The sequence below is a fragment of the Polyangium mundeleinium genome (assembly GCF_028369105.1).
Taxonomy (GTDB): Bacteria; Myxococcota_A; Polyangia; order Polyangiales; family Polyangiaceae; genus Polyangium; species Polyangium mundeleinium.
The window spans coordinates 3547379-3564298 of sequence record NZ_JAQNDO010000001.1 but is presented as its reverse complement, the minus strand read 5'-3'; the positions used below and the strand labels follow the sequence as shown (position 1 = coordinate 3564298).

Here is a 16920-nt window from a genome sequence, read left to right as displayed (position 1 = left end):
GGGCATCGTCAGCCGAGGCGGTCGCCACGTGTCTACCCCCGCCGGTCACCGTCTCCCGAGGCGGTCACCCCGTGGCTCCACCCGCCGGTCACCGTCTCCCGAGGCGGTCACCCCGTGGCTACCCCCGCCGGTCGCCATCTGCCGAAGCGGTCACCCTGTGGCTACCCCCGCCGGTCGCCATCTGCCGAAGCGGTCACCCCGTGGCTACCCCCGCCGGTCGCCATCTGCCGAAGCGGTCACCCCGTGTCGACCCCCGCGGCTCCTCGAAACGGGGGTCCCAGGACCCTCAGTCGAGCCGCAGCACCTCGACCGCATTCACCCCCGCCGGCCGCGCGAGCTTCATCGCCTTCCCCCGCCCGACGAACGCCGCGTGGAAGACCTCCACGCCCGGCCTCTTCACGATCGTCACCGGATCCACGTACAAAAACCCCTTCCGCATCCGCTCCACCGGCACCCCGAGCGGCAGCCCCACGTCCCGCGTCGTCGGGTCCGCCATCGTCGTGGAGAGCGTAGCCCGCGACGTGACCCGGGATCGCACAGACAGCATCGTCCCCGGCGCGAGCGGCCCCGAGGCCCGGACGAACAGGTCGAGGCGCGGCCGCACGCCCTGCTGGAAGAGCGATCCCACAAACTCCGGCCCGTCCTCGTACGCCGCGCCCATCGGCCGGAGCGCCCGCGTGATCTCCACGAAGAGCGCCTCCGCCCGCGCCGCGTCGCCCTGCATCACGGCCACGTTGTGCGCGATCCGCTTCTGTTCGAGCGTCTGCGGCGGCGCCTCGGGCGGCGTCGCCTCCTGGTCCCAGTGCACGCGGGCTTCCCACGTCGCAAACGCGTCCGGCACGATCGTGCGCACCGGCTCCGTCGCGCTCACGAACATCCACGCGAGCGCCCCCGGCTCGCGCGCCTCGAACACGTACGCGTCGATCGGCGCGAACATCTCCCGCGGAACCACGGCCCAAAACGGGCCCACCGCGGTCACGTGGAACCGCTTCGCCACAGCCGCGAGCTGCGCCTCCGGCGCGAACCGGCTGTCCATCACGTACACGCTTCCGCGCCCCGGCAGCGGCCCCGCCGGCACCGGCTGGTTCGTCTTCACCACGCGACCGCCGAGCGACCAGACCTGCGCCCACGTCGCGTGCATGCTCTCGTGCAGAAAGGCCGTCGCGTCCGGCGGGATACGCCCGACGAGCCAGCGCAGGAACACGGTCTTGTCGCCGTCGGAGTCGATGACGAGCCCCTTCTCGTTGAACCGACCGCCCGTCTGCCGCGCATAAAGCGCAGCGGGCGCGCCGTCCCGAAGCACGAACAGGAGCGGCACGAGCAGGAGCCCCAGCGCGACGAGCCCGCCCTCGACAGCGCCGCCCGCGGCCCTTTGCCGCGCCCGACGCACGCGCGCGACGAGCCGCTCCATCCCAGGCGCGAGCGTGGCCACGAGCGCGCCCATCCCGAGCGCGAAGTACGCGCCGAACGGCTGCGGCCAGAACACGTGGATGTCGGCGCCCTGCTTGAACACGACGTACTGGAACGTCGCCATGCCGAGCACGAGCAGCGGCGCGAGCTCGACCTCGGCGCGCGTGACGAGCAGCCGGAGCACGCACACGACCGCCGCGATCTTCCCGAGCAGGATCGCGATCGGCGTGAACGAGAGCTCGATCCAGTACCGCCGGCTCGCGAGCACCGCCGAGAGCGGCGTCACGTTGCCCGACGAGCGAGATCCGTAAATCGCGAGCAGATCGCCGAGCTTGCCGGCCTTCTGGAAGATCGCGAGGTAGAGGACCCCGGTGAGCACGGAGAGCACGGCCCACGTGATCCAGAGCTCGGCGTACCTGCGCTCGTGGAGCGGCCCGAAGAACCGGCGCCCGCCGAGGTAGCCGCGCACGAGCCCGAAGCCGAGCCACTGCCCCGCGAGCACGAACGCCGGCCAGTCCGTGTGCAGCGCCATGAAGAGCCCGATCGCGCTCACGAAGAGGAAGCGCCGCCGCCACGTCTGGACGAGCCGCACCCAGCCGTAGATCGCGAGCAGCGACCAGAACACGAGCGGCACTTCGAGCGCGTTGAAGCTCGCGAACGCCAGCGTGATCGGCAGCACGACGAACCCCACGGCCGCCGCCGCGCCCGCCGCGGGCCGCCAGATCGAGCGCCCGATCGCGTAGAGCAGCGGCGGCGTCGCGGCCGAGAGCAGGATCGCGGCCAGGCGGCAGACGACGTCGTGCCGGCCCACGATCTTCATGAAGAACGCCGTCACCCAGAAGATCCCCCACGGGTGGTGGCAGTAGTAGAGCTCCGGGCCGGGCCGGCTCGCCGTGTACTCCCAGACCGGGCCCGGGATCCCCCAGCGCAGCATGTTCTCGGCGATGATCCCCATGCTCGCCGTCGAGGCCCAGTGCCCCGCGAGCACGGGCCCGAACATCTCCCACGCGGCGACCAGGAAAAACCAAACGGTCGCCAGGGCGACCAGCGCCCGCGCGATCCGCGCCTCGCGCGCGCTCGCCACGGGCAAGCCGTCCGAGCCTTGGGGCAAGCGGAGCGAGAGCCTCGGGATCATGCGCGCGCGAGGGTAGCGGATGGCAAGCGCTTCGGGCGTGGTAACTTGCCGCCCCCGTGCGTCTCGGAAAGCGGCTCGTGGCCGCCGTGCAGAAAAGTCCCCTGGCTTCGGCCCTCGCGATCGTCGCCCTGGCCGCGTCCCTCTACGTCGTCGCCTACCCCTTCACGGCCGCGCGCTACGCGCCGATGACGGACCTGCCGTTCCACGCCGCGCAGACCGGCGCGCTCCGGCATTTCTTCGACCCGAGCTACCACCTGCGCGAGCAGTTCGAGCTGCACCCGCTCGCCGTCCCGTACATGTCCTCGTACGTGATCGGCGCGCTCTTCATGTTCCTCGTGCCCACGCACGTCGCCGTGAAGATCGCGGCCGTGGCCATGCTCGCGCTCTTGCCCGCGGGCCTCGCCGTCCTCTTCCACGGCATGAAGAAGAGCCCGCTCCTCGGCCTCGCGGCCCTGCCGTTCGCCTGGAGCCACCTCACGCACTGGGGCTTTCTCAACTTCGTCGGCGCGCTCGGCCTGTTCGCGATGACGATCGGCGTGACGCTGCTCCTCCTCGACGCGCCCTCGCGACGCCGCCAGCTCACGCTCTCCGCCGTCCTCGTCCTGCTCTTCTTCACGCACGTCTTCCGCTTCCCGTTCGCCCTCGCGGGTGTCGTCGCCGCGGCCGTCGTGATGTACCCGGCGACGCGGCGCTTCCAGCCGATCCTCGCGCCCCTCGCCCCGCCGCTCGTGCTCTTCGCCGTGTGGACGCGCGTCCGGCCGGCGGCCATCGGCGGGCCCATCGACCTCGCGCGCTTCGACCTCAAACGACTCGACGAGCTCCGCCCGCTCCTCCTCGAAGGCGGCTTCCACGATCCGAACGAGGCCGCCGCGATCCTCACGAGTTACCGCGCCGTGGGCCTCGTCGCGCTCGTCTCCCTCCTCGTGTTCGTGCTCTCGGGCCGCGCGACCGCCTGGAACCGCCGCGCCTGGTCCTTCGCCCTCGGCAGCCACGTCCTCGCCCTCGGCTGCGCGGGCGCGTTCCTCCTCTCGTTCCTGATGCTCCCGATGCAGCAAGGCGTCTGGTGGTACGTCTACCCGCGCGAGGCCACAGCGCTCGCGTTCGTCGCGCTCGGCCTCCTGCCCGACCTGCCCCGCGCGCCCCTGCTCCGCGCCCCGCTCGTCCTCGCGCTCGCCCTCGCGCCGGTCGGCCTCGCGCGCGCCGTGGCCACGAATTACGCCATCTTCGACCAGGCGACCGAGGACTTCCACCGCATCACCGAGGACATCCCGCGGGCCCCCCGCCTCATGTATCTCGTCTTCGACCACGGGGGCTCGACCAAGAAAAACACCCCCTTCATCCATTTGCCGGCCTACGTGCAAGCCGACAAGGGCGGCTGGCTCAGCTTCCATTTCGCCGTCTTCGGCGCCTCGCCGCTCGTGTATCGGAGCCGGTCCGAGCCCTCGGCCGTGATTCCGCCGCACGTCCCCACGCGATGGGAATGGACGCCGCACAAGTTCCGGCCCCTCCAGAATGGCAGGTTTTTCGATTGGTTCCTGGTTCGTAGCCGAACCTCGCCGGACGGCATGTTTCGCGAGGACCCCTCGATTGTCCCCGTGAACCACGTCGGCACGTGGTGGCTTTATCGACGGAAAGCGGACTCGGGCCTGCCCGATCGCCTGTGATCCTGCAGCCCTCGCTGCCTTGCGTCTCTGACGCGAGGGGGTAGGCTGCGGCCTCATGGCGGCCATGATGCGAAGTGCCCCGCGGGATCGCGAGGCCCGACAGGAGCATGCGCCGGCGTCCGGAGCACGCGCCGAGCCGACCAGGTTTCCGCTGGAGGAGGCTTCCCCGGAGCAAGGGATGTCCAACGCGGAGCAGCTTCGAACGCTCATCGAGGCCTCGCCCGATCCCATCTTCATGAAGGACGGCGAGGGCCGCTGGCTCCAGGTCAATCGCGCCGGGCTCGAGGTGTTCGGGCTCGAAGGCGTCGATTACCAGTGCAAGAGCGAAGCCGAGCTCTCCGCGTTCACGCCCTTTTATCGGGAAGCCTTGCTCGTTTGTCCGGATACGGACAGCGTCGCCTGGGACGCGGGCAAGCTCTCCCGCGTCGAGGAAAACGTCCCGCGGCCCGACGGGTCGATCCGCACCTACGACGTGTACAAGGTCCCGCTCTTTTATCCGGACGGGCGGCGCCGTGGCCTCGTCGTGCTCGGCCGCGACATCACCGACCGCAGGCGCGCCGAGCAAGAGCGCGATCGGCTCCTCGAAAAAGAGCAGATCGCCCGCGCGGCCGCCGAGCGCGCCGAGCGTCGCTCCGCGTTCCTCGCCGAGACGACCCGCATCCTCTCCGGCACGCTCGATTACGAGGACACCGCGACCCGGCTCGCGCACCTCTGCGTCCCCTTCGCCGCCGATTGGTGCGCCGTGTGGACCGTCGACGGCCACGGCGGCGTGCACCTCGGCGCCCTCGCCCACGTCGACCCGGCCCGCGAGGCCCTCGCCAAGCCCGGCCAGATCCGCGTCGAGCCCGACCTGCCCGGCGGCGTCTCCCACGTCGTCCGCTTCGGCCAGCCGCTGCTCTGCCCCGCGGTCCCCGACACCACCGACGCGCGCCTCGCCGCCCTCGGGACGCGGGATCCGGCCTGCGAGGAGCTCGTCCGCGCGCTCGGCCTCGCCTCGTACGTCGCCGTGCCCCTGGTCGCGCGCGGCCGCACGCTCGGCGCGATCACCCTCGCCCGCATGCCCGGCTCCCACCCGGCCTGCGCGGCCGACCTCACGCTCGCCGAGGACCTCGGCCACCACGCGGCGCTCGCGCTCGCGAATGCGCGCCTCTACGAGGAGTCGCAGGAGGCCATCCGCGCGCGCGACGAGTTCCTCTCGATCGCCTCGCACGAGCTGCGCACGCCTTGCACCTCGCTCCGCCTCGGCATCGAGGCGCTCCTCCGGCATGCGCGCGCGGGCAAGCTGGATCGAATGCCCGCGCCGCTGATCGAGCGCCTGCTCGAGACGAGTGATCGGCAAAGCAAGCACCTCTTGCACCTCATCGACCGGCTGCTCGACGTCTCGCGCCTCGAAGCTGGCCACCTCGATCTGGAGCTCGAAGAGGTCGATCTCGCGGCCCTCACGCGCGAGGCCGCCAGCGAGCTGCGCGAGGAGATCTCGCGCACGGGCGGCTCGCTCCTCGTCGAGGCGGAGCGCCCGGTGCGGGGCATGTGGGATCGGGCGCGTCTGCGCCAGGTCGTCACGAACCTCCTCGGCAATGCGCTCAAGTACGGCGCCGGCAAGCCCGTCCGGGTGCGGGCCACGGGCGACGACACGCAGGGATGGCTCTGCGTCGAGGATCGCGGCATCGGCATCCCCGAGGATCGCCAGCCGCACATCTTCGATCGATTCGAGCGCGCGGTCTCGTCCCGCCATTACGGCGGCCTCGGCCTCGGCCTCTACATCGTGCGCCAGATCGTCGAGGCCCACGGCGGCGCCATCGCGCTCACGAGCCACCCCGGCGAAGGCTCGACCTTCACCGTCTCGCTCCCGAAGACCCGCGCCCCCGCGGCCGCCCGCGCCTCCTGACCCGCACTTGCCGTTTCGTTGCGAAACAAAAAGGGGGGCGCATGCTCCCCTTTCTCGCGCTTGTCGATCCGTCGCGAGAGCGGTACATGCTCCTGGAATGCGGCTTTGCGTGGGCGACATCGTGGACGATCGGTTCGAGATCGAACGAGTCGCCGGCGCGGGCGGCATGGCCACGGTCTATCGGGCGCTCGACCGGCACACGGGCCTGCGGGTCGCGCTCAAGCGCGTGCGCGACGAGGACACCGAGATGGCGCGCCGCTTCGACCACGAGGTACAGAGCCTCGCCGAGCTGCGCCATCCGCACGTGGTCCGGTACGTCGCGCACGGCTCGATGGCCACGGGCGGGCGCTGGCTCGCCATGGAATGGCTCGAGGGCGAGGACCTCGCGGCGCGGCTCACCCGCGGGCGCCTCTCCATCGAGGACACCATCAAGCTCGGCGCGCGCGTCGCGCGGGCGCTCGAAGCCGCCCACCACCACGAGGTCATCCACCGCGACATCAAGCCGAGCAACCTGCTCCTGATCGGCTCCTCCGTGGAGGAGGTCCGATTGATCGATTTCGGCATTGCCCAGACCGTGCGCACCTCGCGGCGGGTCACCGAGAGCGGGATGACGATCGGCACCCCGGGCTACATGGCGCCCGAGCAGGCGCGCGGCGAAACACCTCGGGTCGACGGCCGCGCCGACCTGTTCTCGCTCGGCGCCGTGCTCTTCGAGTGCGTGACGGGCCGGCCCGCGTTCGAGGGCACCCACGTGATGGCCTTGCTCGCGAGGCTGCTCTTCGAGGAGGTGCCGCGCCTGCGTGACCTCCGACCCGAGACGCCCCGCGCGCTCGACGAGCTCGTCGCGAGCCTGCTCGCGAAGGACCCCGACGGAAGGCCCCGCGACGCGGGCGTGGTGGCGCGCGCGCTCGAATCGATGGACGTCGACCGCGGCTCGATGCGCCCGCCGCCGGGCCGCGCGGATCTCGGGCACACGGAGCGGCGCCTCTTCTCCATCGTCGCCGTCCTGCCCCACGCACCGGAGGAGACGGGCCCGCGCGCCGAGCCCCAGCAGCACGGCAACGTCCGCGTCACGGCGATCGAGCAGGCCGTACGCCCGTTCGGCGCCCATGCCTCGGCGCTCGCGAACGGCGCGCTCTTCGTCACCCTCTCCGGCGAGGGCAGCGCGAGCGACCTCGCCATCCGGGCCGCGCGGGCCGCGCTCGCGCTCCGCCCCCTCTTGCCCCCGAGCGCGATCGCCCTCGTCACGGGCCTCGGCGAGGCCGACGGGAAGGCCCCGATCGGCGAGATCGCCGAACGCGCCGTCGTGCTCCTGAAGGACGGCGCGCGCCACGCGTGGGGCTCGGTGCTCATGGACGAGGTCACGGCGGCGCTGCTCGACGGCCGCTTCGCCGTGGCGCTGGCCTCGGGGGATTTTGTCCTCGAAGGCGAGCGCGAGGCCCCGGCGGAAGCACGCACGCTCCTCGGGCGCGCGAGCCCGTACCTCGGCCGCGACCGCGAGCTCCGCATGATCGAGGAGCTCGTGCACGCGAGCTTCGACGAGAGAGAAGCGCGGGCCGTGCTCGTGATCGGCGCGGCGGGCATGGGGAAATCACGCCTGCGCCGCGAGGTCGAGACGCGCATCGCCGCCGCCTGGCCCGACGCCGTCATCGAGCTCGGCCGCGGCGACCTCCTTGGGCAGGGCTCGCCCTTCTCGGTCATCGCCGCGGCGCTGCAGCACACGGCCCGCATCACCGCCGGCGAGCCCTTCGCCGTGCGCCGCCAGAAGCTCGAAGACACGTTCGGCAAGCACCTCGCGCCCGATCGGCAGAGGCACGTCCTCGAATTCCTCGGCGAGATGGTGGGCATCCCCTACCCCGACGATCAGAGCCCCAAGCTCCGCGCGGCGCGGCAAAGCGCGGCGCTCATGGCCGATCGCATCCGCGAGGTGTACGTCGACCTCCTCGCGGCCGAGCTCTCGGCCCGGCCGCGCCTCCTCGTGCTCGAAGACCTGCAATGGGGGGACGCCGCCTCGATCAAGCTCGTCGACGCCGCGCTCCGCGCCCTCCCGCACCGCCCGTTCGTGGTGCTCGCGCTCGGCCGGCCCGAGGTGCGACAGCTCTTCCCGCGCCTGTGGGAGCAACACGACGCGCAGGAGATCCGCCTCCGCGCATTGTCGGGCCGCGCGGCCACCGAGCTCGTGCGGCATTACATGGGCGACCGCATCTCGGCCGAGGAAATCGACCGTGTCGTCGCGCGGGCCGGCGGCAATGCGTTTTACCTGGAAGAGCTCGTGCGGGCCGTGGCCGAGGGCCGCGGCGGCGAGGTGCCCGAGACCGCGCTTGGCCTCGTCGAATCCCGCCTCGCCGCGCTCGGCCCCGAAGAGCGTCGCCTCCTGCGCGTCGCCAGCGTCTTCGGCGAAGCCTTCTGGGCCGACGCCCTCGCCACGGTCGCCGGCGAGCCCCTCGAATCCGTCACCACGATGCTCGCTTGCCTCGAAGCACGCGAGCTTGCCTTCCGTCGCAAAACGAGCCGGTTTTCCGGGCGCGTCGAATACGCCTTCCGGCACTCCCTCCTCCAGGAAGGCTCCTATGCGACGCTGACGGAGCGGGATCGCGCCCTGGCGCACGCGCGGGCGGGCGCGTGGTTGCTCGCGGCCGGGGAGAAAGATCCCAAGGTCCTCGCCGAGCATTTCGGCCGCGCCGGCGACGCGAGCCGGGCCATCGGTTATTACGTGCGCGCGGCCGAGCAATCCCTCGCCGCGGGCGACAACAAGGCCGCGGTCTCGCTCGCCGACGCGGCGCTCGGCCTCGGCGCGGCCGGCGCGGACGCGGCCGTGCTCCGGGCCATCCAGACCGACGCCTGGACCTGGAGCTGCCAGTACGTCCGGGCGCACGAGGCGGCGCAGGTCGCGCTCTTCCTCGCCGAGCCCGGCAGCCTCAGCCATATCCGCGCGCTCGGCGGCGTCATCAGCAACGGCCTCATGCTCCGCCGCTTCGACGTCCTCGGCGACGCCATGGCCGAGCTGCTCCACGTCGTGCCCCAGCCCGAGGCGATCCCGGCGCTCGCCTGGGCCTTCACGATGGCCATGAACACCCAGCTCCTCACGGGCCAGTGGGCCTCGGCCAAGCGGTACCTGCGGCGCATGGAGGACCTCTCGATGGGCCTCGCGGCGGTGGATCCATCGGTCATGGCGTGGCTCGCCCACGCCCAGGGGTGCTGGGCGCGCCACGTCGAGCAAGACCTGTGGGACGCGCTCGAGCTCCACCGCCTGAGCGCGCGTGGCTTCCGCGAGGCGGGCGACCAGCGCTACGGGCCCCACGCCGAGATCCACGTGGCCTCGCTTCTCCTCGCGCTCGGCGCGTTCGAGGAGGCGAGCGCCCTCGTCGAGCGCGCGCTCGCCGCGTCGCCTCCCGGCAGCCAGGCCGTGCTGCTCGGCCGATGCGTGCTCTCCTCGATCGCGCTCGATCGGGGGGCGATCGCGGAGGGCATCCGCCTCGGCGAGGCCGTCGCGAAGGAGGCCGACGCGCTCGACGAAGGCCTGCTCGGCCTGTACGCGCGCCTCGCGATCCTCGAAGCGCGCGTCGAGGGCGGGGACCTCGACGACGTCGAGCCTGCGCTCGTGGATCTCGAGCCTGCCGTGAAGGGCATGCCCCTCGCGGAGCTCTGGCACACGACCGTACGCGCCGCAGCGCGCCTCTCCGCAGGTCGGGCCGACGAGGCGCAGGCCCTCTGCGAGGAGGCGCTCGCGCAAGGCGAAGCGCTTGGGGTCGTGGATCACCGCCGACGCGTCGCGCTCGGCCTCGTCTTGTTCCAGGCGTTCGACGCCCTCGGAGAGCGCGGCAAAGCCGTGACGACGCTGGTCCACTTGAAAGAGGCAACCGAGGCGCAGCTCGAGAAGATCGCCGATCCCGCGCTCCGCGAGAGCTACCTGGGCCGCGTCCCCGTGCACGTGCGGCTGTGTACGCTGCTGGAAACGTACGGATGAAATTCGGGACGTGGGATCCGCAGACGGGTGTACATACCTCCCCGAGGAGAAGGATCCATCATGAGCACGCCCTATACCCGTCTCGACAAGAACAACGCCGCTGTCCTGCTCGTCGACCACCAGGCCGGATTGCTGTCGCTCGTCCGCGACTTCGATCCCGACAAGTTCAAGAACAACGTCCTCGCCCTGGCCGACCTCGCGAAGTACTTCAAACTGCCGACGATCCTGACCACCAGCTTCGAGGACGGCCCGAACGGCCCGCTCGTGCCCGAGCTCAAGCAGATGTTCCCCGACGCACCGTTCATTCCGCGCCCGGGGCAAATCAACGCCTGGGACAACGAGGACTTCGTCCGCGCGGTCAAGGCGACCGGGAAAAAGCAGCTCCTCATCGCCGGCGTCGTCACCGAGGTCTGCGTGGCATTCCCGGCGCTCTCGGCCCTGGAGGAAGGGTATGAGGTCTTCGTGGTCACCGACGCCTCGGGCACGTTCAACGAGGTGACCCGGGACGCCGCGTGGAGGCGCATGGCCGCCGCCGGCGCGCAGCTCATGAGCTGGTTCGGGGTCGCATGCGAGCTGCACCGCGACTGGCGGAACGACGTGGAGGGCCTGGGAACGTTGTTCTCGAACCACATCCCGGACTACCGGAATCTGATCACCGCCTACACCACGCTCAAAGCAACCAAGTAGTACGGCTTGGCCCCCCGGCCTGGCGAACCCGGAAACCCGCTCCGCGGCATCGCCCCTGTGGCATAAACAGATCGCTCGCGACCGCGCCCGGCAGACGAGCGAGGTTTTCCCATGATGGCCGGTACAGGCTACGCGCTCGGCGAAAAGACCGAGGAGACGGACTCCTTCACCCTCTACCGCGCGCGCAGCGAGGGCGACACGGCCGTCCTGCTCAAGGTCTTGCGCCCCGAGGGCGCGCGCTCCGCCGAAATCGCTCGATTCAAGCAGCAGTACGAACGCCTCGCGCATATCACCTCGCCGCGCCTCGTCGCGGTGCGGGGCGTCGAGGAGCGCGCCGGCGCGTTGCTCGTCGTCCTCGAAGACTTCCCGGGCCGCGACCTCGCGCAGACCCTCGCCGCGCGTCCTTCACGCAGGATGCCCGTGGGCGAGGCGCTCGATCTTGCGATCGCGCTCGCCGAAGGCCTCGCCGCCCTACACGCCGAGGGGCTCGTTCACCGCGATCTCCGCCCGCGGAACGTGCTCCTCGGCGAGGGCGGCGCGGTCAAGATCACCGGCTTCGGCGCCGACGCCGAGATCACCCGCGCGCACGAAATGCTCTACGCGCCGACCGTGCTCGCCGACGTGCTGCCCTACGTCTCCCCCGAGCAGACGGGTCGGATGAACCGCGGCGTCGATGACCGGACCGATCTTTATGCGCTCGGGACCCTTCTCTACCAGGCGCTCACGGGCCGCCCCCCCTTCGAGGGCGTCGATCCCATGGAGCTCATCCACGCGCACCTCGCCGTCTCGCCCACGCCGCCCTCCCGCCTTCATCTGGCCATCCCCGAGGCGGTCTCCGGCGTCGTGCTCAAGCTGCTCGAGAAAAACGCCGAGGACCGCTACCAGAGCGCCGAAGGCTTGCTCGACGACCTCCAGCACTGCCGCGAGGTTTTGCAAAACCGCGGGCACATCACGCCTTTCCTCCCCGGGCAGCACGATCGCACCGACCTCTTCCGGATCCACCAGAAGCTCTACGGCCGTGAGCACGACATCCAGGCGCTCACCTCTGCATTCGAACGCGCGCTCGCAGGGAGCCGGGAAATCGTGCTCGTCTCCGGCTATTCGGGCATCGGCAAGTCCTCGCTCGTGCAGGAAATCCTGAAACCACTCGCGCGGCAGAAGGGCTACTTCACGAGCGGCAAACACGACCAGTACCACCGCGCGACGCCCTACAGCGGGTTCATCCAGGCATTCGATGGCCTCGTGCGACAGATCCTCGCCGAAAGCGAGGCGCGTATCCTCCGGTGGCGGAGCGCGCTCCTCGAAGCGCTCGGGCCCAACGGGCAGGTCGTCTGCGACGTCATCCCCTCCCTGTCCCACGTGATCGGCCCGCAGCCGCCCGTCCCTGCGCTGAGCCCCCTCGAAACGCAGAACCGCCTGAGCCAGTGTTTCTTGCTGCTCGTCTCGGTGTTCGCGCGGCACGAACACCCGCTCGTCCTTTTCCTCGACGACCTGCAGTGGATCGACGCCGCGGGCCTCGGATTGCTCCGCACCCTCCTCGCCGACCCTTCGCTCGAAGCGCTCTTCTTTTGCGGCGCCTACCGCGACAACGAGGTGTCGCCCGCGCACCCGTTCATGAGGACGCTCGGGGAGCTCAAGCGTGGAGGGCTTTTGGTGTGCGATATCGTCCTCGCCCCGCTCGTGCGGCGCCACCTGCTCGCCATGCTCGGCGATTGCCTCGAACGCGAGGACACCGGCCCGCTCGCCGACGTGGTGCTCAAGAAAACGGGAGGCAACCCGTTCTTCGTCAAACGTCTCGTTCAGTCCCTCCACGACCACGGCGTGCTCACGTACACGTTCGACGCGGGGTGGCGGTGGGATCTCGCGCGGATCGAAGCGCTCGCGTACACGGAGAACGTCGTCGACCTCATGGTGCGCACCATCGGGCGGCTGCCGGCGCGAACGCAGGAATCGTTATGGCTCGGCGCGGCGATCGGGAGTCGCTTCGACCTCGACTTGCTCGCCGCCTTGCTCGCTTGCTCGCCGGAGGAGGCGTATGGCCGCCTGGGGCGCGCCGTCGAGGAGGGGCTGCTCGTCGCCAACCGGAGCGGCTACCGCTTCGCGCACGACAAGGTCCAGGAGGGCGCGTACGCGATGATCCCCGAGGCAGATCGGGCCGCCTACCGCCTCCGCATCGGCCGGCACCTCGCAGGGCACATGGATCTCGCGGACGGCCCGAGCCTCTTCGACGTCGTCGGCCACTTGAACGCCGCGGGCGACCTCGTCACGGACAGCGCCGAGCGCCTCTGCCTCGCGCGCATGAACCTCGACGCCGCCCTCCGCGCCGAGGAGTCGGCCGCGTTCGGCTCCGCCCTGCACTACCTCGAGCAGGGCCTCTCGCGCCTGCCGGAAGACGCCTGGACGTCAACGCATGCCCTCCGCCTCGCGTATGCGAAGAAAATGGGCCTCATGCTCGCGCTCGCCGGTCGGCACGACGAGGGCCTCGCCGAGCTCGGGCGTTGCCTCGAACATACCGAGGGCAGGCTCGATCGCACCGAGGTGCTCCGGCTCAAGATGAGCGTGCAGGTGCTCAAGAACGACCTGCCGGCCGCGCTCGCGGAGGGGCTCGCGGCCCTCCGCGGATTCGGGCTCGACCTGCCCGCCTTCCCCGACGAAGCCATGCTCGACGCCGAGGTGCAGAGGGCGATGGATCTCGTCCGGGAAACGACGATCGAAGCGCTGCCCAGCCTGCCGCCGCTCGTGGACCCGGAGATCCTGGCCATGCAGGACGTGCTCCAGGAGCTCTTTGTCCCCTGCTACTTCCTGGCCACGAACAACCTCGGCATCACGGTCGCGAAGATCCTCGAGAACACGCTGCGCTACGGGCTCTCGAAGAATTCGATCTCCGGCTGCATGAACTTCGGGATGTTCCTCTGCGCCCGCGGCGACATCACGCTCGGCTACCGCTTTGGCCACGCCGCCATCGACCTCGCAGCGCGCTTCGCGGTCAAGAACTCCGAGGCGATGCTCCACAACATGTGGGGCGGCTTCGTGCAGCACTGGCGAGAGGGCTACGCCGCCTGCAAGGCGTCACTGCTCGCGGGGATGCACGCCGGGCTCGAAACGGGCCAGTACATCTGGGCGTTTTACAACACGGTCAATGGCATCACGAACAGCCTCCTGCGCGGCATCCCGCTCTCCGACCTCCTCGCCGAGGCGCAGAGCTACCAGCCGATGCGCAAGCTCGACGAGTTCAATACCATCACCTGGATGGTCGGCGCGGCCGGACAGCTCGCGCACCAGCTCTCCGTCGAGACCACGCACCCCGAAAAGCTCGAGGGCCGGTGGGTCGACATCGGCGAGGTGATCGAGGCGTCCCGCCGGATCAACAACCAGGCTTCGCTCTTCTTCGCCCATTTCTACGTCATGATCCTCTGCGTCTTCCAGGGCGCATTCGAACAGGCTGCGCGCACCGCGCTGCCGATGAACACCGAAATCCCCGGCGTGGCGGCCTGGCATGGAAACCCCGCGTTTCATTTCTATGCCGGCGTCGCCCTGACGCAGGCGGCGGACGCCGTCTCGCCGGACGAGCGCGCGTGCTTCCTCGCCCGCGCGGAGCTCCTCGCCGAAAGACTCTCGCGCTGGGCGGAGCTCTGCCCCGACAACCTCGCGCACCGGAGCGCCCTCCTCCTCGCCGAGCTCGAGCGTACCCGTGGCGACCCGCGCGCGGCCGGCGATCGGTACGACGAGGCGATCGCCCTCGCAGCGCGCGGCGGCTACCTCCACGACGAGGCGCTCGCCAACGAGCTCGCGGGCCTTTTTTTCCGCGCGCTCGGCAAGACCACCATCGCCCGCGCCTACCTCACCGAGGCCCACCGGGTCTACGGCCAATGGGGCGCGACCGAGGTGATGCGGCGCCTCGAACGCTCGTACCCCGACCTCGTCCCGAACGAGATCCTCCGCGGCGCGAGGGGCCCCGCGGCCGCCGGGCCGGCCGGCACCGCGCTCGACATTGGCTCGGTGCTCAAGGCTTCCCAGGCCATCTCGGGCGAGATCGTCCTCGACCGCCTGCTCGACGCGCTCATGCGTATCCTCGTCGAGAACACCGGCGCGCGGCGCGGCGTCCTCCTGCTCCTGCGCAATGGACAGCTCGTCGTCGAGGCGGAGCATTACATCGGCGAGGCGCCCGTCCACGCGCGCAGCGCGACGCCCCTCGAACGCCGCGCGGACCTGCCGACCGGCGTCGTGACGTACGTGGCGCGCACGCGCGAGACGGTCGTCCTCGACGATCACGCGATCGACGGCCCGTTCGGACGGGATCCCTGGTTTGCCAGCGCGCGGCCTCGCTCCTCGCTCGCCGCGCCCATCGTCTACAAGGGCAGCCTCGCCGGCGTGATTTACCTCGAAAATGACCTCACCCGCTCGGCGTTCACCCCCGATCGCGTCGAGGTGATCCGGCTGCTCTCGGCCCAGGCGGCCATCTCCATCGAGAATGCGCGCCTCTATGCGGACCTCCAGCAGGAGAACGCGGAGCGACGGCGCGCGGAGGCGTCCGTTCGCGAGAGCCAGGAGCTCCTCCACGCCATCGTGGACAACACGACCGCCGTCATCTTCGCCAAGGACCTCGAGGGCCGCTTCGTCTTCGTCAATCGCTGCCTCGAAGAGATGTACCACGTGCGCCGCGAGGAGATCCTCGGCAAGACCGACCACGACTTCCTCCCGCGCGAGGTGGCCGAACGGTATCGCGCCCAGGATCGACGTATCGAGCGGGAGAACCGGGCCATCGAATTCGACGACTCGGCGCCGTACGAGGAGCAGGCGCGCGCATTCATGACGGTCAAGTTCCCGCTCCGGGACGCCGCCGGCAAACCTTATGGCACGGGAGGCATCTCGACCGACGTCACCTCCCGCAACCGCGCCGAGGAGGTGCTGCGCCGTTCCTACTCGCTCCTCGAAGCCACACTCGAATCGACGGCGGACGGCATCCTCGTCGTCGACGGCGCGCGGCACGCCGTGCGCTACAACCGCAGGTTCGCGGAGATGTGGGGCATCCCCGAAGACGTCCTCGCCGGCGGGTTGGACGACGTCTTCCTTTCGTTCGTCCGCGACCAGCTCCTCGAACCCGAACCGTTCCTGCAAAAGGTCCGCGCCATCTATGCCGCCCCCGAGGAGAGCTTCATCGATACCCTCGTGTTCGGGGATGGGCGGATCATCGAGCGTTATTCGCAGCCGCAGCGGCTCGGCGATCGCGTGGTCGGGCGTGTCTTCAGCTTCCGCGACGTCACCGCGCGCGTGCACGCCGAGCGGCAGCGGGATCGGCTCCTGCTCGACGAGCAGCACGCGCGCGCCGCGGCGGAGGAGGCGGTCCGCCTGCGCGACGATTTCCTCTCCATCGCCTCCCACGAGCTCCGCACCCCGCTCACCAGCTTGCAGCTCGCCATTCAATCGCTCGGGCAGCGGCTCTCCCGAGGCATGGACCCCGAGCGCGTGCGCGCCTCGGTCGCCCTCTCCGGGCGGCAGATCAAGCGCCTCGCCACCCTCGTCGACATGCTCCTCGACGTCTCCCGGATCCAGGCGGGGAGGCTCGAATTGAACCCGACGCGCGTCGATCTGCGAGCGCTCGTCGAGGAGGTCGTGACCCACCTCGGCGACCAGATCGCGCAGTCCGGCAGCACGCTCGACGTGCGCGCAGGGCCGCCGGTCGTCGGCTTTTGGGACCCGTACCGGCTGGAGCAGGTCGTGACGAACCTCCTCACGAATGCCATCAAATTCGGAAAGGAAAAGCCCCTCGAGATCACGATCGAGAGCGAGGGGCCGTGCGCGCGGCTCTCGGTGACGGACCACGGGATCGGGATCCCGGCCGAGGTGCAGACACACCTCTTCGAGCGATTTCAGCGCGGCGTGTCTTCGCGCCATTACGGGGGGCTGGGGCTCGGCCTCTACATCACCCGCACCATCGTCGAGGCGCACGGCGGGCGGATCTTCTTGTCGAGCGAGGTGGGCCAGGGGTCGACCTTCCGGGTCGAGCTGCCGCTTTCGCCGGACCCATCGTCGAGCGAGCCGAGCGGCGGATGACCTTCGACCGGCGCATCCGCAGCCGCATGGAAGGCATTCTCGCCGAGACGGCGGGACGCGGGGGACGGCTCGGCCCCCCGGCCTGGCGAACGCGGAAACCCGCTCCGTGGCATCG

Annotated in this window: 6 protein-coding genes; 5 read left to right on the top strand and 1 reads right to left on the bottom strand. The window is 70.5% G+C overall.

Features of this window, described 5'->3' with window-relative positions; all coding sequences use genetic code 11:
- Positions 1-286: 286 nt before the first annotated feature.
- Positions 287-2545 (bottom strand): ArnT family glycosyltransferase, encoded by a 2259-nt coding sequence (locus tag POL67_RS14350; protein WP_271917914.1) that lies wholly within the window; start codon positions 2543-2545, stop codon positions 287-289.
- Between the two features lie 56 nt (positions 2546-2601).
- Here POL67_RS14350 and POL67_RS14345 point away from each other — a divergent pair, with 56 nt between their 5' ends.
- From POL67_RS14345 to POL67_RS14325, 5 genes are all read left to right on the top strand, one after another.
- Positions 2602-4209: a hypothetical protein gene (locus POL67_RS14345; RefSeq protein WP_271917913.1), complete on the top strand. Its 1608-nt coding sequence runs from the start codon at positions 2602-2604 to the stop codon at positions 4207-4209.
- Between the two features lie 178 nt (positions 4210-4387).
- Positions 4388-6097 (top strand): sensor histidine kinase, encoded by a 1710-nt coding sequence (locus POL67_RS14340; RefSeq protein ID WP_271917912.1) that lies wholly within the window; start codon positions 4388-4390, stop codon positions 6095-6097.
- 97 nt (positions 6098-6194) lie between these two features.
- The gene (locus tag POL67_RS14335; protein ID WP_271917910.1) at positions 6195-10064 is read left to right on the top strand and encodes a protein kinase domain-containing protein; all 3870 of its coding nucleotides are present in this window, start codon (positions 6195-6197) and stop codon (positions 10062-10064) included.
- A 60-nt stretch (positions 10065-10124) separates the two neighbouring features.
- Complete coding sequence (gene ycaC / locus POL67_RS14330) at positions 10125-10751, top strand: isochorismate family cysteine hydrolase YcaC (RefSeq protein WP_271917909.1); 627 nt, start codon at positions 10125-10127, stop codon at positions 10749-10751.
- A gap of 111 nt (positions 10752-10862) precedes the next feature.
- A complete protein-coding gene (locus POL67_RS14325) occupies positions 10863-16805 on the top strand; it encodes an AAA family ATPase (protein ID WP_271917908.1) in 5943 nt (1980 codons plus the stop codon).
- Positions 16806-16920: the final 115 nt, after the last annotated feature.